This window comes from Hoeflea sp. AS16 (assembly GCF_038900095.1).
In the GTDB taxonomy this organism is placed as follows: Bacteria; Pseudomonadota; Alphaproteobacteria; order Rhizobiales; family Rhizobiaceae; genus Hoeflea.
Map to the genome: position 1 here is coordinate 203,643 of NZ_JBBMQQ010000004.1, position 16,369 is coordinate 220,011.

At 61.9% G+C, this 16,369-nt stretch carries 21 protein-coding genes; 13 read left to right on the forward strand and 8 right to left on the reverse strand.

Going from position 1 to position 16,369, the window contains the following annotated elements; translation table 11 throughout:
• The first annotated feature begins 13 nt into the window (after window positions 1-13).
• The gene (ilvN, locus tag WNY80_RS12365; RefSeq protein WP_342887686.1) at window positions 14-586 is read left to right on the forward strand and encodes an acetolactate synthase small subunit; all 573 of its coding nucleotides are present in this window, start codon (window positions 14-16) and stop codon (window positions 584-586) included.
• Between the two features lie 28 nt (window positions 587-614).
• Here ilvN and WNY80_RS12370 read toward each other — a convergent pair whose 3' ends face one another.
• Entirely contained in the window at window positions 615-1,460 is an 846-nt protein-coding gene (locus WNY80_RS12370) for an aldo/keto reductase (protein WP_342887687.1), read from the reverse strand.
• 126 nt (window positions 1,461-1,586) lie between these two features.
• Here WNY80_RS12370 and WNY80_RS12375 point away from each other — a divergent pair, with 126 nt between their 5' ends.
• From WNY80_RS12375 to WNY80_RS12390, 4 genes are read left to right on the forward strand one after another with little or no spacing between them, the layout of a single operon-like run.
• Window positions 1,587-2,180, forward strand: a complete 594-nt coding sequence (locus WNY80_RS12375; protein WP_342887688.1) for a LysE family translocator — start codon at window positions 1,587-1,589, stop codon at window positions 2,178-2,180.
• Window positions 2,181-2,206: 26 nt separating this feature from the next.
• A complete protein-coding gene (gene nthA, locus WNY80_RS12380) occupies window positions 2,207-2,875 on the forward strand; it encodes a nitrile hydratase subunit alpha (protein WP_342887689.1) in 669 nt (222 codons plus the stop codon).
• On the forward strand, window positions 2,872-3,531 hold the full coding sequence (gene nthB / locus WNY80_RS12385; protein ID WP_342887690.1) for a nitrile hydratase subunit beta: 660 nt from the start codon (window positions 2,872-2,874) through the stop codon (window positions 3,529-3,531). The genes nthA and nthB overlap by 4 nt, the downstream gene beginning before the upstream one ends.
• On the forward strand, window positions 3,518-3,883 hold the full coding sequence (locus WNY80_RS12390) for a nitrile hydratase accessory protein (protein WP_342887691.1): 366 nt from the start codon (window positions 3,518-3,520) through the stop codon (window positions 3,881-3,883). Before nthB ends, WNY80_RS12390 begins: the two co-directional genes overlap by 14 nt.
• Before the next feature lie 27 nt (window positions 3,884-3,910).
• Here WNY80_RS12390 and WNY80_RS12395 read toward each other — a convergent pair whose 3' ends face one another.
• Window positions 3,911-4,360 carry a group III truncated hemoglobin gene (locus WNY80_RS12395; RefSeq protein ID WP_342887692.1) on the reverse strand — a complete coding sequence of 150 codons (450 nt, stop codon included), beginning with the start codon at window positions 4,358-4,360 and terminating at the stop codon, window positions 3,911-3,913.
• Window positions 4,353-4,511, reverse strand: coding sequence for a hypothetical protein (locus WNY80_RS12400; protein WP_342887693.1), 159 nt, complete (start codon window positions 4,509-4,511; stop codon window positions 4,353-4,355). The genes WNY80_RS12395 and WNY80_RS12400 overlap by 8 nt, the downstream gene beginning before the upstream one ends.
• A gap of 86 nt (window positions 4,512-4,597) precedes the next feature.
• Here WNY80_RS12400 and WNY80_RS12405 point away from each other — a divergent pair, with 86 nt between their 5' ends.
• Window positions 4,598-4,987 (forward strand): Rrf2 family transcriptional regulator, encoded by a 390-nt coding sequence (locus tag WNY80_RS12405; protein WP_342887694.1) that lies wholly within the window; start codon window positions 4,598-4,600, stop codon window positions 4,985-4,987.
• Between the two features lie 56 nt (window positions 4,988-5,043).
• Window positions 5,044-6,171 carry an ATP-dependent RecD-like DNA helicase gene (locus WNY80_RS12410; protein ID WP_342887695.1) on the forward strand — a complete coding sequence of 376 codons (1,128 nt, stop codon included), beginning with the start codon at window positions 5,044-5,046 and terminating at the stop codon, window positions 6,169-6,171.
• On the opposite strand, the gene WNY80_RS12415 is transcribed toward WNY80_RS12410, so the two are convergent.
• Window positions 6,164-7,558 carry an EAL domain-containing protein gene (locus tag WNY80_RS12415; protein WP_342887696.1) on the reverse strand — a complete coding sequence of 465 codons (1,395 nt, stop codon included), beginning with the start codon at window positions 7,556-7,558 and terminating at the stop codon, window positions 6,164-6,166. The two genes, WNY80_RS12410 and WNY80_RS12415, sit on opposite strands and share 8 nt — an antisense overlap.
• Window positions 7,559-7,874: 316 nt before the next feature.
• Here WNY80_RS12415 and WNY80_RS12420 point away from each other — a divergent pair, with 316 nt between their 5' ends.
• Complete coding sequence (locus tag WNY80_RS12420; protein WP_342887697.1) at window positions 7,875-8,564, forward strand: spermidine synthase; 690 nt, start codon at window positions 7,875-7,877, stop codon at window positions 8,562-8,564.
• Window positions 8,565-8,822: 258 nt separating this feature from the next.
• A complete protein-coding gene (locus WNY80_RS12425; RefSeq protein WP_342887698.1) occupies window positions 8,823-10,331 on the forward strand; it encodes a globin-coupled sensor protein in 1,509 nt (502 codons plus the stop codon).
• Window positions 10,332-10,356: 25 nt separating this feature from the next.
• Here WNY80_RS12425 and WNY80_RS12430 read toward each other — a convergent pair whose 3' ends face one another.
• Window positions 10,357-11,529, reverse strand: coding sequence for an alkane 1-monooxygenase (locus WNY80_RS12430; RefSeq protein ID WP_342887699.1), 1,173 nt, complete (start codon window positions 11,527-11,529; stop codon window positions 10,357-10,359).
• A gap of 170 nt (window positions 11,530-11,699) precedes the next feature.
• Here WNY80_RS12430 and WNY80_RS12435 point away from each other — a divergent pair, with 170 nt between their 5' ends.
• Both WNY80_RS12435 and WNY80_RS12440 read left to right on the forward strand, forming a co-directional pair.
• Window positions 11,700-11,972: a hypothetical protein gene (locus WNY80_RS12435; RefSeq protein ID WP_342887700.1), complete on the forward strand. Its 273-nt coding sequence runs from the start codon at window positions 11,700-11,702 to the stop codon at window positions 11,970-11,972.
• Window positions 11,973-12,175: 203 nt separating this feature from the next.
• Window positions 12,176-12,919: a pyridoxine 5'-phosphate synthase gene (locus WNY80_RS12440; protein WP_342887701.1), complete on the forward strand. Its 744-nt coding sequence runs from the start codon at window positions 12,176-12,178 to the stop codon at window positions 12,917-12,919.
• A gap of 106 nt (window positions 12,920-13,025) precedes the next feature.
• Here WNY80_RS12440 and WNY80_RS12445 read toward each other — a convergent pair whose 3' ends face one another.
• Entirely contained in the window at window positions 13,026-13,913 is an 888-nt protein-coding gene (locus WNY80_RS12445) for an SDR family oxidoreductase (RefSeq protein WP_342887702.1), read from the reverse strand.
• 183 nt (window positions 13,914-14,096) lie between these two features.
• Between WNY80_RS12445 and WNY80_RS12450 the strand changes: the two genes are divergently transcribed.
• Entirely contained in the window at window positions 14,097-14,462 is a 366-nt protein-coding gene (locus WNY80_RS12450) for a helix-turn-helix domain-containing protein (RefSeq protein ID WP_342887992.1), read from the forward strand.
• A 161-nt stretch (window positions 14,463-14,623) separates the two neighbouring features.
• Window positions 14,624-15,109, forward strand: coding sequence for a hypothetical protein (locus tag WNY80_RS12455; protein ID WP_342887703.1), 486 nt, complete (start codon window positions 14,624-14,626; stop codon window positions 15,107-15,109).
• Between the two features lie 21 nt (window positions 15,110-15,130).
• On the opposite strand, the gene WNY80_RS12460 is transcribed toward WNY80_RS12455, so the two are convergent.
• Window positions 15,131-15,934: a lipid II flippase Amj family protein gene (locus tag WNY80_RS12460; RefSeq protein WP_342887704.1), complete on the reverse strand. Its 804-nt coding sequence runs from the start codon at window positions 15,932-15,934 to the stop codon at window positions 15,131-15,133.
• Between the two features lie 57 nt (window positions 15,935-15,991).
• Window positions 15,992-16,366 carry a MerR family transcriptional regulator gene (locus WNY80_RS12465; RefSeq protein ID WP_342887705.1) on the reverse strand — a complete coding sequence of 125 codons (375 nt, stop codon included), beginning with the start codon at window positions 16,364-16,366 and terminating at the stop codon, window positions 15,992-15,994.
• Window positions 16,367-16,369: the final 3 nt, after the last annotated feature.

Genomic DNA, 16,369 nt, shown 5'->3' on the forward strand with positions numbered 1-16,369 from the left:
AGGAACTGATCACATGAACGCTCAGCATCAACCCACCGGTTCGGCCTATTTCATGACCGCCGAAACCGCCCGTCCGGAAACCCACACGCTATCGGTTCTGGTCGACAACGAACCCGGCGTGCTTGCCCGGGTCATCGGCCTGTTTTCAGGCCGCGGCTACAACATCGAAAGCCTGACGGTGTCAGAGACCGAGCACGAGGCGCACCTGTCGCGCATCACCATCGTCACCACCGCCACGCCCAACGTGCTTGAACAGGTCAAGTCGCAGCTTGAACGCATCGTTCCGGTCCACCGGGTGGTCGACCTCACGGTGCGCTCGTCCGAGCTTGGCCATGACAAGCCGCTGGAACGCGAGCTCGCCCTGGTCAAGGTGACGGGCACCGGCGAAGACCGGGTCGAGGCGCTCAGGCTCGCCGACGCCTTCCGCGCCCAGGTGATCGACGCCAACACCGAGCATTTCATCTTCGAGATCACCGGCCGGGTCTCCAAGATCGAACAATTCATCTCGATCATGAAACCGCTCGGCCTCGTCGAGATCTGCCGCACCGGCATCGCCGCCATGAACCGCGGCCCGCAGGGGATGTGATCTGTACATGTGATCTGGGAGTGTAATCTCAGATCATCTGCAGCGGCTCGCGCGAGCGTGGCGGCGGGAACAGCTGGTCGAGTTCACCGATCTGGTCCTCGCTCAGTTCGATATCGGCGCTGGCGCGGTTTTCCGCCACCCGTTCCGGGCTTGAAGACTTCGGTATGGCAATCACATTGTCGCGGCTGATGAGGAAGGCGAGCGCCAGTTGTGCCGGTGTGACGCCGAGGCGTCCCGCCATTTTTCCAAGCCCGTGATGGCGCATCAGCCGGCCTTCATCAAGCGGTGAATAGGCCATCAGCGGCATGGCATTCTCCGTCATCCATGGCATGAGATCGAACTCGATGCCCCGTGTCGACAGGTTGTAAAGCACCTGGTTGGCGGCGCAATTGCCGCCTTGGGGCAGGGCGGAGAGCTGCCGCATTCCGACAGTGTCGAAGTTCGAGACACCCCAGCGGCCAATCTTCCCGGCGCCGCGTAATTCCTCGAACGCTTCCAGCGTGCCGCTCAGCGGATGGCGGCCGGGCCAGTGCAGCAGATAGAGATCGATATGGTCGGTGCCAAGCCGCTTGAGGCTGGCCTCGCAGGCGGCGATCGTGCCCTTGTGGCTGGCGTTGGACGGCAGCACCTTGGAGACGAGGAACACCTGATCGCGCCAGCCCCTGATGGCCTCGCCGGTGATCTCCTCGGCGCCTCCGCTGGCATACATCTCCGCCGTGTCGATCAGCGTCATGCCGCAATCGATGCCCGCCTGCAGCGCCCGGACCTCGCTTGCGGCCTCGGATCGGTTCTCGCCCATGTGCCAGGTTCCAAGGCCGAGCGCCGGCACGGTATGACCATCGGGGAAGCGGGCTGTGGGAAGCGGATGGCTCATGCAGGTCTCCTGTGCCGGGATGGGTGTCGATCACATTCTGGAATGCGGGCATGACGACAATTTGTTTGCCACGCACGAAAGGTGGTTTATCAACCATAGGCCGGCATTCAGCCGGCGGGAACGGATATGGTACTGGAAACTTTTCTGTCGCTGATCGTTTTCGCCTTCGTCACCTCGGTGACGCCGGGGCCGAACACCATGATGCTGTTTGCCTCGGGCGTGAATTTCGGCTTCCGCCGCACCTTCCCGCACATGGTCGGCATCGGCGCCGGCTTCTTCTCTCTGCTGCTGGGCGTTGGCTTTGGTCTCGGCGCCCTGCTCAATACGGTGCCGGTTCTCTACACGGTGTTGAAAATCGCCGGCGGCGCCTATCTCGTCTATATCGCCTGGAAAATCGGCATGTCGCGGGCGATGCCCGACGGCAAGGTCGGTGAGCATCCACTGACGTTTTTGCAGGCGGCGGCGTTCCAGTGGGTCAACCCTAAGGCCTGGGTGATGGCCGTGACCGCAATGACCATCTACACCAACCCCGACCGCTACACGCTCACCGTGTTCCTGGTCGGCCTGGCTTTCGTGCTGACCAATTTCCCCGCAGTCTTCACCTGGGCAGGTTTCGGCTCGATGCTGAGATCCTGGCTGTCCGATCCGGTGCGTCTCAAATGGTTCAACATCACCATGGCGGTGCTGCTGGTTTTGAGCCTGTGGCCGATGTTGCGATAGCTCATCGAGAGGATTAACCTGCCGCCATGTCCCATGATCACCACGACCACCATCACGACAACGAGCTCGATCCCTTCGCGGCCCGGGTCAAGGCGCTGGAGACCATCCTCACCGAAAAGGGGCTGATCGACCCGGCGGCCATCGACACCATCGTCGAGACCTACGAGCACAAGGTCGGCCCGCGCAACGGCGCCCGCGTGGTGGCAAAGGCCTGGACCGATCCCGGCTTCGCCGAATGGCTTGAGCGTGATGCCACGGCGGCCATCGCCTCTCTTGGCTACAGCGGCCGCCAGGGCGAACACATGCAGGCGGTGTTCAACACCCCCGATACCCATAATTTCATCGTCTGCACCCTGTGCTCCTGCTATCCGTGGACCGTGCTCGGCGTACCGCCGGTCTGGTACAAGGCGCCGCCCTACCGCAGCCAGGCGGTGATCAATCCGCGCGGCGTGTTGGCGGAATTCGGCCTCGTGCTGCCGGAGGAAACCCGTATTCGGGTGTGGGATTCCACCGCCGAGCTGCGCTACATGGTGGTGCCGATGCGCCCGGCGGAAACCGGAGACTTGAGCGAAGACGAACTGGCGAAACTGGTGACGCGCGATTCGATGATCGGCACCGGCCTGCCGCTGAGGCCCGGATCGCTTGGCCCGGGCGCACTCTGGCCGCCGCAGACCGATCCCGGGGCAGCCACATGAACGGGCCGCATGATCTCGGCGGGCAGATGGGCTTTGGCCCGGTTGCGCCGGAAACCGACGAGCCGGTCTTCCACGCTGGTTGGGAGCGCCGCGCACTCGGCATCACCCTTGCAACCGGAGCGTTCGGCGCCTGGAACATCGATGAAAGCCGCCACGCCCGCGAAAGCCTGCATCCGGCGACCTATTACTCGGCAAGCTACTATGAAATCTGGATCCGGGCGCTGGAGACATTGCTCGAGCGCCATGGTTTTGTCTCCCCTGACGAGCTTGCGGCCGGCCACAAGATCTGGCCCGGCGTCAAACCGAAACGCGTGCTCCACGCTTCCGATGTGGCTGCTGTTCTGGCGCGTGGCGGACCCTGCAACCGCGAGGTCGAGGCGGCGCCCAAATTCGATGCTGGCGACCGGGTGCGCACCATCAACGAGCACCCGCAGGGCCACACCAGGCTACCGCGCTATGCCCGCGGCAAAACCGGTGTGATCGAAGCGGTGCGCGAGGGCTTTGTCTTCCCCGACACCAATGCCCACGGCAAGGGCGAGGTCCCGCAGCATGTCTATACCGTCAGCTTCGATGGTCGGGAGTTGTGGGGGCAGGGGGGCGACCCGGCGCTGACCGTGTCGATTGACGCCTGGGAGAGCTATCTTGAACCCGCCTGAACCGGACAAGCCATTTCAACTGCCCGCAGGAACCGATCCCGATGCGCCCGCATTTGCCGAACCCTGGCAGGCACAGGCCTTCGCGCTCGCGGTAGCGCTGCATGAGCGCGGGCTGTTTACCTGGACCGAATGGGCAGCCGCGCTCTCCCGGCAAGTCGCCAAACCCGGTGCCGCAGCCGATGGCAGCGATTATTACCAGCACTGGCTGGCCGCGCTCGAGGGGTTGCTGGGCGAAAAGGGCGTGACTGGCCGGGACATGGTCGACGCACTTTCCGCATCCTGGCAGCGTGCCGCCCACGCGACACCGCACGGGCAACCGATCAGGCTGGAAAATGACCCCGAGAAGGTGTGAAGCCGGGCTGTTCTTGCCTGCCTGACCTCAGTTGAGCCAGTCGGGCGCCTTGTTGAACGGAGTTCCGAACCGTGCCAGCCAAAGGCTGCGGGCAATCCGCCGGGCAATCACCACAATCGCCGCCGCAGTGTCAGCTTGAAACAGCTTTGACGTTGTGCTTTCGAACAGCTCCAGCCACTGCCGGAAATCGTCTTCTTCCAGATCCGGCAAGCCATTGTGCTTTACCACGGGCTGTCCGGAATACTCGCCCGAATGCAGCAGCACCGAACGCCAGAACTTGTTCATCCGTTCCAGGTGCGGCTCCCACTTGCCCGCAAGCCGGTCCTCGAACAGCGGGCCGAGGCGCGGATGTGTGCGGATGTCCCCGTAGAACCTGTCGACCAGCTGCGCAATCTCGCCCGGCGAGATGTCGACTGCCGGTGTCCGTGGCGGTGCCGGGCGGGCGGTGAGCACGATCGATGCGGGCTTGTCAGCCATAATATTTCAGCGCGATCAGCAACGCGATCGCTCCCCAGAAGCACATGTTGATAAACGAGCGGATCAGGCCGCCATCCTGTTCTACCGTAATGCCGAGCTTCTGGCGAACCAGATCGCCCGGGAGCAGAAACAGCCAGAGCAATGTTTTCATGACGACCTCTTTTCTGGTATTTGAATTACCACTATTAGATCGCCAAGCAAAATGCAATATATGATATACCAGTATCGAGGTATCCCATGCGTCTGACCCTGCACACCGATTATGCATTTCGCGTGCTGATGGCACTGGCGCGCGCTCCCGATCAGGTGCAATCGGTCGATGATCTGGCGCGCGAGTTCTCTGTGTCGAAACATCACCTTATGAAGGTTGCCCAAAACCTGACCGCCGGCGGTTTCGTTTCCACCGTTCGCGGCCGCAATGGCGGCCTGCGCCTGGCAATGCCTGCGCGCGACATCAATCTCAAGGCGGTGGCCCTGCACATGGAACCCGATTTCAACATCGCCGGCTGCTTTGGCGACGAGCAATGCTCCTTCCTGCCGCGTTGCGGCCTCAAGGGCGTGCTGGGGCAGGCCAAGATGGCCTTCCTTCAAACGCTGGCAAAGCATGATCTTGAATCGATTCTCTAGCCCGATCGGCTGAATTGCCGGGTCGCATCGCCTTGCCGAATCTGCCATGAGGGATCATGAAGTTTTCTCCCCAACAGGATGAGGCGCTCAAAGCCGTCTCGCGCTGGCTCAAGGATGGCCAGACCCCGATCTTCCGCTTGTTCGGCTATGCCGGCACCGGCAAGACCACGCTGGCCAAGTATTTCGCCGACAATGTCGATGGCGAAGTGCTGTTTGCAGCCTTCACCGGCAAGGCGGCCCAGGTGCTGCGTGCCCGCGGCGCCAAGAACGCCCGCACCATCCATTCGCTGATCTACCGGCCCAAGGGCGAGGAGGAGGTTTCCGACGAGGAAACCGGCAAGACCACCGTTTCGCCGATGTTCGCCATCAACCGGCAGAGCCCGCTGGCGCAAGCAGCACTCATCATCATCGATGAATGCTCAATGGTCGACGAGGCGCTGGGCAAGGACCTGATGAGTTTCGGCACGCCGATCCTGGTGCTCGGCGATCCCGGACAGTTGCCGCCGATCTCCGGTGGCGGTTTCTTCACCGAGCACGAGCCCGACATCCTGCTTACCGAAATTCACCGCCAGGCCCGCGACAACCCGATCATCGATCTGGCCATGCAGGTGCGTGAAGGCCGCGAGATCATGCATGGCGATTACGGCGCAGCCCAGGTGATCGGCAAGAACGAGGTCGACCGCGACATGGTGCTCGAGGCCGACCAGGTGCTGGTCGGGATCAACCGCACCCGCCGCCGTTACAACCAGCGTCTGCGGGAGTTGAAGGGGTTTGACCAGAATTATCCGCAGGCCGGCGACAAGCTTGTCTGCCTGAGGAACGATCCTGCCAAGGGCCTGCTCAACGGCTCGCTCTGGCAGGTCATGACCTCGTCCAAGGAAACCGTCAAACCCGGCATCAACCTGCTGGTACGGCCCGAGGATGACGACATGGAGCGCGGCTCGGCCAAGATCAAGCTGCTCAAGAGCGCTTTCGACGATCCGGATCTGGACGTGCCCTGGCAGACCAAGAAGCGCTACGACGATTTCGACTATGGCTACGCGCTCACCGTCCACAAGGCGCAAGGGTCGCAATGGAACTCCGTCGTCCTGTTCGATGAAAGCTTTGCCTTCCGCGACAGCCGCGAACGCTGGCTCTACACCGCGATCACACGGGCTGCCGAACGGCTGGTCATTGTCAGGTAAAGCTCTGGACCAGCACGGCCTGCACGGGCTGTTCCATCGGCGCGGTGTGCGGCTTGGGTGAAGCGGAGGCCGAAGCCCGGTGCAGATGCGCGGCGAAGTCGGCTTCCGGCATCGGCCTGCCAAAATGATAGCCCTGAAACTCGTGGCATCCGCAATCGAGCAGGAAGGCATGCTGGTCCGGGGTCTCGATGCCTTCGGCCAGCACCACGAAGCCGAGATCGAGGCCAAGCTGGACGATGCTCCTGACCAGTGCCGCGCCACGTTCGCTTTCCTGCGATTCCTGCACGAAGCTGCGATCGATCTTGAGCTCGTCGAGCGGCAGGCGGCGCAGATAGCTCAGCGATGAATACCCGGTGCCAAAATCATCCAGCGCAAAGCGGATGCCCTGGGCGCGCAGGTTTTCCATCCTGGTCACCGTTGACGCCAGATCATACACAAGCACGCTTTCGGTCAGCTCCAGTTTCAGCCGCGACGGATCGATGCCGTGGAAACGCACGGCTTCGAGAACCGAGCTCTCGAAATCCTCGACCTGGAACTGGCTGGCGCTGACATTGACCGCCAGCGTCAGCTTGCCCAGCACCGGATCATCGCTCCATGCCGCCAGCGTGCGGCAGGCTTCCTTGAGCACCCAGCCACCCAGCAGCGGCATCAGGCCTGCCTCTTCGGCCACCGGGATGAAGTCGCCCGGCGGGATCTGGCCGCGCTCGGGGTGCTGCCAGCGCAACAGCGCTTCGGTGCCGCGAATGGTACCGGCATCGTCGATCTGCGGCTGGAAATACAATTGCATTTCCGAGTTGCGGACAGCATTGCGCAATTGCAGCGCCAGCCCCTTGGGCCGGGTGAACTCGCGCTGCAGCGCATAGATGCCGCCGTACAGCAACGCGGTTGCCAGGATCGAATTGACCCAGACGCCATTGGTGCGGATCTCGTCGGAAATCGGTTGGGCGAACGGAAACATGTACGATGTGCTCGCCAGCACGACGAACAGGCAAAGGCAGGCCGCGGCTATCACCAGGTGGATCTTCGACGGATGCCGCACATGGTTGATGAAGCCGAGAAAGGCGATGTCGAGCAGGTAGAGATGGGTGTTTCTCGGAAACGCTGCGGTTGGCTGGTCAAACGTCAGCGCGAAGCAGGTAACGAAGACCATCAGCGCCAGTTGCGTGGCGATGGTTGCGGCATTCAGCCGGCCGGTTTCAAGCAGCAGCCAGCCCCCGGCTGCCACTCCGACAAGGATCAGGTCGGCCATGACGAACGGCCATTGCTGTTTCCAGGAAAAGAAGACGGCCCACAGCAGACCAATCCCGATGACCATGACACACGCAATCTGATAGATGAAAATGAGCTGCCGCGACTGTTTGTCGGCCTCTGCTTCATTCACCGTCATCTGATGGGATCCTGCCAACGTCATCTCGCCTGTTAGGTCCTGCAGTGGCGAAACTTGTGCAACTGTCGGGCGAGATGATTAGCATTGCAGAATTTAAGGATGTAATCATATAGGGCTACAACTTATCACCGGTGTGTTGTGGTGCGACAAGGTGTAATGACGCCGGACGGGCCTGTTGTGGTTGCCTTCCGGTATGGGATAGCGTGAGTTTGGTTGCCGGTTTTGCCAATGCCGTTAGCGGCATCCCAACCGCTTCGAATACCGGCAAGGCATGTTATAGGGTGGCGCGACCATATCCGAAGCGACGGAAACTGCGATGATTCCCTGGAACCGGCTTGACGCCGTTCAACTTGAAGACGGCGGTGAGCTCAAGCTGATGCAACGCGGCAGCGAGTTCTCCATCATGCTTGGCTCGAACGAGCTGATGAACAGCCGGCTGAGCGGCTCCGAGGAGGCGTTGGCCAATCTTGCCGCGGAAAAGCTTGAGGGCAGGAAAGCGCAGCGCATGCTGATCGGCGGGCTCGGCATGGGCTTTACCCTGCGCGCCGCGCTCAGGCGCCTCGACGCTGAGGCGCGCATCACCGTCGCCGAACTTGTGCCCGAAGTGATCGCATGGGCGAAAGGCCCGATGGCGGACGTCTTCGATGGCTGTCTTGAAAACCCCTGCGTCAGCCTGCACACGGGCGATGTCGGAGAACTGATCCGCGGCAGCGTCAGCGCCTGGGACTCGATCTTGCTCGACGTCGACAACGGTCCCGACGGGCTGACCCGGCAGGGCAATGATGCGCTCTATTCCGCCCAGGGGCTCGCAAGCGCCCATCGCGCGCTCAAGCCCGGCGGGGTCTTTTCGGTCTGGTCCTCCGCCCCCGATCCCGCCTTCACACGACGGTTGAAACAGGCGGGATTTCAGGTTGCCGAGGTGCCGACCCGCGCCAGCACGAAAAAGCGGGGCGCGCGGCACATGATCTGGCTGGCCGCCAAGCCGGGGCTTGCCCCTCAAGCCTGAGAGGAAAACTGCGGCCGGCCGCACCGGCATGCTTCGCTTGGGCTGTGTGAAGAGAGGCAGCGTCCGGGGCAAAAAGGGCGCTCAAGAGGCTGATATGATGGAGAAAACATCAAAATATCAAAATCTCATATAAGCCTGTTTAAGGCTCGTTAGCCATTTGAAAATAGTTGTTGGGAGAGATCATGAGGGTCTCGTTGCGAGCTCTGAAAGCGGCAGATGACTGCCCCGGCTCATGTGCCATCATCAGGGAATAGAATTATGCATCATGACGCTTCCAGGCGCAGCGAAATCGCGGCCAAGCTTGACTTTGTCGGAATGGGTAAAGCGCAACTGGCGTCACTGACTGCGCGCAAGGCGCAGGTCGAAAACCTGATCGGGCCGGCGCTGGACCGGTTCTATGCCCAGGCGACGTCCAATCCGGAAACCGCCCGGCATTTCAATGATGCATCCCATGTCGGCCACGCCAAGCAAAAACAGGTCGAGCACTGGCGCACGATCATGACCGGAAAGTTCGATCAGGCCTACATTGACGGCGTGACCAGGATCGGCAAGGTCCACGCCAGGCTGGGGCTGGAACCGCAGTGGTATATCGGCGGCTACTCGCTGGTCCTCGAAGAGATGATCAAGGGCCTCATCACCACTGAACTCGGTGGTTTCGGCGCACGCCGAAAAGCCGCTGAAACCGCTGAAGGTGTTGCTGCCCTGGTCAAGGCTGCGTTGATCGACATGGACTATTCGATCACGGTCTATCTCGACGTCCTGACCGAGGAACGCGAAAAGGCGGAGCAGGAGCAGCTCCGGCTCAAGGCAGAGCAGGACAAGGCGCTGCAGGCGCTTGAGCAGGCGCTGCACGGCCTGGCCGCAGGCGATCTCGGCTCCACCATTTCCGAGCCCCTGTCTGCCGATTTCGACCAGCTCAAGGCCAATTACAACGCATCCGTTGCCAAGCTCAGCGAAGCGTTCGGCGAGATAATCACCTCCATACGGCAGTCGGAATCGGACACGCGCGAGCTTTCCGGTGCCACCGACGACATGGCAAAGCGGACAGAACAGCAGGCGGCAGCTCTCGAGGAGACCGCCGCGGCGGTCGAAGAGATCTCGGTCATCTCGAAGCAGTCCGAAGAACGCGTGCGTGAGGCGCGGCAGGTTGTCGAGGCTGCCTCGGAACAGGCGGCGTTGTCCGGCGAGACCGTGTCCGACGCGATCTCGGCGATGGGCAAGATCGAGGAATCCTCCAAGAAGATCACCCAGATTATCACCGTGATTGACGAAATCTCGTTCCAGACCAACCTGCTGGCGCTCAATGCCGGTGTCGAGGCGGCGCGGGCAGGCGAGGCGGGACGCGGCTTTGCCGTGGTGGCGCAGGAGGTTCGTGAACTGGCCCAGCGCTCGGCTGCCGCGGCCAAGGAAATCAAGGACCTGATCGACGCATCTTTCGACGATGTTTTGAGGGGAGTGTCGCTGGTCAACAAGACCGGAGACACGCTCAGCAGCATCGGCGATCAGGTGCGCGTCATCAGCGAGCATTTCGGCCTGATCTCGATGGCGGCTCAGGAACAGGCCACCGGCATCTCCGAGATCAACACCGCCATCGGCTCGATGGACCAGATCACCCAGCAGAATGCGGCCATGGTTGAACAGACCAACGCCGCCACGCAAAACCTGCTCGGCATCAACCAGACCCTCGGCCAGCTTGTCTCGCGCTTCTCGGTTTCGGGACAGAGCAACCAGGTGATGCAGCAGCCGCGTTATACCAGGGCGGCCTGACAGTCATGGTTCCAGCCTTGCTGCGTCAAGCGGCAGGGCTTGACCGTGCCCCGTAGTCCGCAGCCCTTGCCGGATCGAGATTGGTCCTGCCCAGATCGCCTCCGGCCCAGGCCATCACCTTCGGGTCCATCACCTTGAACCACAACGACGGAAACGCTGCCAGCAGGAAGCTGCCGGGATAGCCCGAAGGCAATGTCGGCAGATCGTCAAACGAGCGCAGCGCCTGGTAGGGCCGGACCGGATTGGCGTGATGATCCGAGTGCCGCTGCAGGTGAAACAGCATCAGGTTGGATATGATGTGGTTGGTGTTCCACGAATGCCGCGGTTCGCACGGACCGTAACGCCCGTCCGGCCTGAGATCCCGCTTGAGCCCGTAATGCTCGATGTAGTTGGCGGTTGTCAGGTGAAACCAGCCGATCAGGTTGTGAACCAGCACGAACGCCAGCATTGGCCAGCCGAAGGCCGCGATCAGCATCGCATCCACCGTCAGCGTGATCGCGTAGCCCTGCAGAATGTCGTTGCGCCAGTGCCAGAACCGCAAGCCCTTGCGCGCAAGCCGCTCCCGCTCCATCTGCCAGCCGCGCCGGGCTGTGCCCGGTATCTCGCGGCAAGCAAACCGCCACAGGCTTTCACCCAGCCGGGCCGATGCCGGGTCTTCCGGCGTGGCGACATGCACATGATGGCCGCGATTGTGCTCGATACAGAAATGCCCGTATCCGGACACCGCATTGGCGAATTTCGCGCCCCATTGATCCAGCCGGTACGGCTTGTGACCCAGTTCGTGGCCGACGGTGATGGCGGTGCCCGAGCTCACCCCTGCCGCGACAACCAGCCCGGCCGAGGCCCACAGCGGTGTCCCGGGTTGTCCCGCGGCAATCGCGCAGGCGAGGAAGGAAAACCAGAACACCGGCACCGAGAGAAACAACAGCACCCGGTAATAATTGTCCGACGCCATCGCCTCGACCACCTCTTCGGGCGGGTTGTTCGGGTCGACGCCGAGCAGATGGTCCCCGACGATGTAGACGCCATAGTAAAACACGATCGGGACCAGCGCCCACCAGGCGTTTCCGGTGACAAGCAGGGCCGTCGCCGCCAGGCCCGGCAGGGAAGGCGACAGCACCGACAATATCCACAGCCCGCGTTTCTTGTCGCGGTACTCGACGTGCTTGCCGGTCCTGGTCGTGCCCACGAAAATCATCGCCCGCCTCCTCGTCCGCCAGCCTATGCTTCCTGCCGGTTGCGGGCAAGGATGGCGGCAAGGCTGCTGCCCTCTGTTCGGGGAGCCCTTGGCTCCGCCTTTCCGGTGAGCGATTTCTTAACGCTGAAAGGCTACAAGGATATCAGGTGTTTCGCACAAGGAAGACTTCAATGCGCTATCTGACCGCGGTTGCAATCCTGATCGGCATCACGCTGGCCGGCCCTGCCCATGCCTTCGACTACGAGCGCCTGCTCACCCAGGCTTTCGGTTCCTCCGATCCGAAAGACCTCGGCTGGCCGATCTTCGGGGTGATCGCCCTGTTTTCAGTGTTCTTCTTCTGGATTGCGCTCAGGATCGGCAGGAAACGCCAGCGCCGCATGATCGAATCCTACAATGAACAGCTTCAGGATTATTCAGGCCGGCTGCGCAAGGGCAGATCCTGAACCCGTTGCCCGGATCCGTGATCCGCTGAGCCGTCCTGCCGCGACGGTTGGCAATTGCCGGGCAGGCCAACCCATTCATTCAAGCCGGGAATGCTGGCTTTCCTGAAATTCATTTCACATCGGCCGCCAATGCTTTAGATATCGGCGGGAACCCATGGCCGTAAGCCTGCGGTTATTCAGTTGTCCCTGTCCGTGAGGCCGCCATGCCCGCCCAACTTTCCGTCAATCTCAATGCTGTCGCAATGCTCCGCAACCGCCGCGACCTGCCGTGGCCGAGCGTCACCGGCCTGGGGCGGATAGCGCTTTTGAATGGCGCGCACGGGCTGACCGTGCATCCAAGGCCTGACCAGCGCCATATCCGCTTTTCCGATCTGCCCGAGATCCGGGCGCTGATCGACGATGAATTCCCCCAGGCCGAGTTCAACATCGAAGGCTATCCCACCGACGAATTCCTGGCGCTGGTCGATGCCAATGCGCCCGAGCAGGTCACGCTTGTTCCCGACGATCCCACCCAGGCGACCTCCGATCACGGCTGGGATTTTGAAGGCAAGGGCAATTTCCTCCGCTCGGTGGTCCAGCGGCTGAAGAAGGGCGGTGCCCGCGTTTCGCTGTTCTGCGATCCCGATGCCAGCCGGATTGCGCTCGAAGCGGCCAAAGCCACCGGCGCCGACCGGGTCGAATTCTACACCGGCCCCTATGGCGGAACCTATGACGACCCCGTCCGCGCCGCCGAAGAGCTCAAGAAACTTGAAACCTCTGGCCGGATCGCAAGCGAGCTTGGTCTTGGCGTCAATGCCGGTCACGATTTGACGGTCGAAAACCTTCCGGCGCTTGCCCGCGCCTTGCCTAATCTGCTGGAAGTCTCTATCGGCCACGGCCTGACCGCCGATGCGCTCGAATACGGAATGGCCGAAACGGTCCGCCGCTTTGTCAAAGCCTGTGGCTAGGCCGCTTTCTTCGGTCTGACCTCCCTCCGTCGCCAATGGACAAAGGGAGGCCAGGATCATGGCCGGAGATCAGAGCCATGACATCGGTCGGGCGTGAAGCCCGGCGTCAGCCCAGCAGCGCCGCTTTCTGGCCATTGAGAAAATCTGCCAGCGACGTCAGCTTTGCGCCGGAAAGCGTGGCCGCATCATCGGTCACGATATCGATCTTGCCTTCCCGCGTGTTGGTGTCGAAGGAAACGAAGGTCGGGATGAACGGGGCCGGCACGCCGGCGCCGGCCATACCCTGGCCCAGCTGCTCGTCGGTGACGTGAACCACGGCGAGCGGCTTGCCGGTGGCCTTTGAAACCAGATCCGCAATTTCTTCCGTGCTGTAGGCCACTGGCCCGGTGAGCGTGTAGACGGCGTTCCCGGATGCCGGCTTGGCCAGGCTTGCCGCAATCGCGCGGGCAACGTCATCACGGGAAATATGGGCAATTTTGCCGGTTCCGGCCGAGCTGTACCATTGGCCGCTGGCGACCGCATGCGGCAGCGTCATCAGCAGGTTTTCCATGTACCAGCTGTTGCGGAAGATGGTGTAGCCGAGGCCGGTTGCCTTGATCGCGTCTTCGGTTTTCTTGTGATCGGGCGCAAAGGTGACCTTGGCGTCTTCCGGGTTTGGCATCGAGGTGTAGGTGATATGGCCGACACCGGCTGCCTTCGCCGCCGTCACCGCGGCCAGATGCTGTCGCAGCCGGGTGCCTTCGCCGTCAAGCGCGTCGGTGGAGATGATCAGCACCTTGTCCACGCCGTCAAACGCCCGTGCCAGCGTATCTGCATCATCGAAATCGACCTTGCGGGTTTCGACACCGCGGCCGGCGAGGTCCGACAGTTTTGCGATATCGCGCGAACCGGCGATGATCGAGGAGGCGGGTACCTTGTAGGTGTCGATGAGGTGATGCATCACGGCCGCGCCAAGCTGACCCGAAGCACCGGTGACAAGAAGTTTGCCAGTCATGTCTTTTTCCTTTGGTGGGAGACGTCGCAAGTTGCGAGTCTCGAAAATGATGTAACTCTCATATTGAGAGTTACTGCACATATGGTATGTAAGTGGAATGTGAAAGAAGGCAGTTTTGCCGCCGATAGGCACCTGAAAGGAACCGCCATGGATGCCCATATCCCGTTCTCCGAACGGATCCGCATGATGCAGGGCGAGGACAAGCTCGAGAATTGCCCGGTGCGCCAGGTCATGCAGGGCATATTCGGCAAGTGGAGCACCCTGTTGGTGCTGGCGCTTGCCGAGCGGCCCTACAGGTTTGGCGAGTTGCGTCGGCTGGTCCCGGACATCTCGCAGCGCATGCTGACCCAGACGCTCCGCGATCTCGAGCGTGACGGTTACGTCTACCGCAAGGTCTATGCGACCAAGCCGCCCAGTGTTGAATATGGCCTTACCGATCTGGGAACATCGATGCTGACGCCGCTCAATGATCTGGTGATCTGGGCAGGCGAGAACTTCGCCCGGGTCGATGCGGCCAGAAAGCAGTTTGACCGGGCAGGCGGCGCATAGGAATTTCCCGGCCCGCCAACCCTTAGACATCAAGCCGCCAGGCCTGTCGGCAATGGTTGCCTCGGCGCGCCTTATTTCACATGCCTGAAACTGCCTGTGATTGGTCTTGAAATTGTCAGACTGCTCGGCCAGAAAGCGGCAAAGCTTTAACCGGGGTGAATATGAGTCGAATCAGAATCACAGCCATGATTGTTACGCTGGCGCTGTGCGGGTGTGTTGCACAGTCCCCGCAGAATGCCGGCGGCAGAAAAACCTCGGTCAATCTCGATGCCGTGCTGCCGCCGCAAAGCCTGTTGCGTGACGATACGCTCGCCGCCCTGTCGCATGACCGCAGCCAGAGCCGACTTGGCTATGTCGGCGTCTGGGCCACCGATGGCGACAAATGTGCGATGATGGACCAGACGGCCTTTGAAGGCTTTGCCGTGATCACGCCGAACAGCCTGCGCCGTTCGGCTGAAACCTGCACCTTCGAGCCCGGCGAACCCGGTTCGAACGTCGCCCGCCTAGACGCGACCTGCAAGGCCAGGGGCCGGAAGACCACCAAGCGCACGATCTCGCTGCAGATGCTTTCCAGCCGTTCGCTCTATCTCAGAACCGCGCCAGACCGCCCCGGCGTCGCCATGGTCCGCTGCCGTCTGCTGCAATAGCCGTCAGCGCGCGGGCGAACGCTAGATCCACCTGGCGACAGCCGCGATCAGATGTGCGCCCGGAACCAGCAGGATTTGCGCGAACACGGTTCCGGCCAGCCTGCTCAGCACCATCCATACCAACACCCGCCGGTAACGGGCCTCGCTGGCTTCGCCTGCGACCACGTCGTCGGTGAGACCTGCGAGATAGGGATCGATCAGGATGAACATCATGATCGTCGCAACCCCGTTGATCACCGCGGACAGTGAGCTTGCCGTCACCCGGAACTCCGGATCGATCGATCCGGCATAGATCGCCGACAGCACGCCGACGGTCCACAGTGCCGTGGCAAGGAAATTCATCCCGACATAGACCGCGGGAAATTCTTTCGACACCCGCAGCGATGTCAGGTTCTGGTACCGCGGCAGCGCCACCGACTGCATGACAACGGACGCCCCGCGCGGCGTCAGCGCCTTCAGCATCAGCCGCGCCAGGTTGCGCCGTCTCTTGAAGCTCGCAACCGCCCCGGTGGCGACGCGTTGAACCGTGGGAATCAGCAGCCCGCCAATCACCGTCCCGAACGATGCCGCCGCCAGGATCAGCGCGAAATCCCATTGCAGATGGCTCGAAGCGGCGTCGAGGATCGAGGTCTCCACCCGCTTGGCCAAGAGCGGCGCCTGGAACGAGTTCGACGTCCGCGAGATCAGCACAACCGCATTGAACAGCGAAAACGCAATCGCGATATGCCCGGTCCGGATCCCGGCGATCCTGAACGCAAACGCCAGCGTGCCCACCAGGTGTATGACGAAGGTCAGGATGATGATGGCGAAAAGTTGCGTGTCCATTCTGATGCCTGCCCGAAGCGTGAGTGTGCGGCGCGGAGCTATGGACCGGTTTCGGGCTTATTTGCGGCGGGCAGGGGTGCCTGACACCGCGAGCGGGCAGACGCTGTCGATCATCGCGGCAAGACGGGAGCGAAGGACATGCATGTCCGCGATCCGTGCGTCGACCGCCTCGAGCTTGCCGCGAAGCACCTCGGCCAGGCGCTCCTGGCTGATCTCGCCATCGCTGCCTTCAGGCAGTTCGTCGGCGATCTCGGCAAGGGTGAATCCCAGCCGCTGCGCCATGCGGATGTAGGTGACGATCATCGCTGTCTGTTCGGGGTAGCTGCGGTAGCCGTTGGATCCGCGCAACGGCCGGATCAGCCCGCGTTTCTCGTAAAAGCGCAGCGTGTCGCGGCTCACGCCTGATATTCTCGCCAGTTCGCCGATCTGCATCAA

Excerpts from the sequence above, each read along its gene's own strand:
- WNY80_RS12375 (WP_342887688.1), top strand. The coding sequence starts at position 1,587 with ATGGTACTGGAAACTTTTCTGTCGCTGATCGTTTTCGCCTTCGTCACC.
- WNY80_RS12425 (WP_342887698.1), top strand. The coding sequence starts at position 8,823 with ATGCATCATGACGCTTCCAGGCGCAGCGAAATCGCGGCCAAGCTTGAC.
- WNY80_RS12465 (WP_342887705.1), bottom strand. The coding sequence starts at position 16,366 with ATGCAGATCGGCGAACTGGCGAGAATATCAGGCGTGAGCCGCGACACG.
- WNY80_RS12450 (WP_342887992.1), top strand. The coding sequence starts at position 14,097 with ATGATGCAGGGCGAGGACAAGCTCGAGAATTGCCCGGTGCGCCAGGTC.
- WNY80_RS12420 (WP_342887697.1), top strand. The coding sequence starts at position 7,875 with ATGATTCCCTGGAACCGGCTTGACGCCGTTCAACTTGAAGACGGCGGT.
- WNY80_RS12415 (WP_342887696.1), bottom strand. The coding sequence starts at position 7,558 with ATGACGGTGAATGAAGCAGAGGCCGACAAACAGTCGCGGCAGCTCATT.
- WNY80_RS12400 (WP_342887693.1), bottom strand. The coding sequence starts at position 4,511 with ATGAAAACATTGCTCTGGCTGTTTCTGCTCCCGGGCGATCTGGTTCGC.
- WNY80_RS12370 (WP_342887687.1), bottom strand. The coding sequence starts at position 1,460 with ATGAGCCATCCGCTTCCCACAGCCCGCTTCCCCGATGGTCATACCGTG.
- WNY80_RS12405 (WP_342887694.1), top strand. The coding sequence starts at position 4,598 with ATGCGTCTGACCCTGCACACCGATTATGCATTTCGCGTGCTGATGGCA.
- nthA (WP_342887689.1), top strand. The coding sequence starts at position 2,207 with ATGTCCCATGATCACCACGACCACCATCACGACAACGAGCTCGATCCC.
- nthB (WP_342887690.1), top strand. The coding sequence starts at position 2,872 with ATGAACGGGCCGCATGATCTCGGCGGGCAGATGGGCTTTGGCCCGGTT.
- ilvN (WP_342887686.1), top strand. The coding sequence starts at position 14 with ATGAACGCTCAGCATCAACCCACCGGTTCGGCCTATTTCATGACCGCC.
- WNY80_RS12460 (WP_342887704.1), bottom strand. The coding sequence starts at position 15,934 with ATGGACACGCAACTTTTCGCCATCATCATCCTGACCTTCGTCATACAC.
- WNY80_RS12455 (WP_342887703.1), top strand. The coding sequence starts at position 14,624 with ATGAGTCGAATCAGAATCACAGCCATGATTGTTACGCTGGCGCTGTGC.
- WNY80_RS12410 (WP_342887695.1), top strand. The coding sequence starts at position 5,044 with ATGAAGTTTTCTCCCCAACAGGATGAGGCGCTCAAAGCCGTCTCGCGC.
- WNY80_RS12435 (WP_342887700.1), top strand. The coding sequence starts at position 11,700 with ATGCGCTATCTGACCGCGGTTGCAATCCTGATCGGCATCACGCTGGCC.
- WNY80_RS12440 (WP_342887701.1), top strand. The coding sequence starts at position 12,176 with ATGCCCGCCCAACTTTCCGTCAATCTCAATGCTGTCGCAATGCTCCGC.
- WNY80_RS12395 (WP_342887692.1), bottom strand. The coding sequence starts at position 4,360 with ATGGCTGACAAGCCCGCATCGATCGTGCTCACCGCCCGCCCGGCACCG.
- WNY80_RS12430 (WP_342887699.1), bottom strand. The coding sequence starts at position 11,529 with ATGATTTTCGTGGGCACGACCAGGACCGGCAAGCACGTCGAGTACCGC.
- WNY80_RS12445 (WP_342887702.1), bottom strand. The coding sequence starts at position 13,913 with ATGACTGGCAAACTTCTTGTCACCGGTGCTTCGGGTCAGCTTGGCGCG.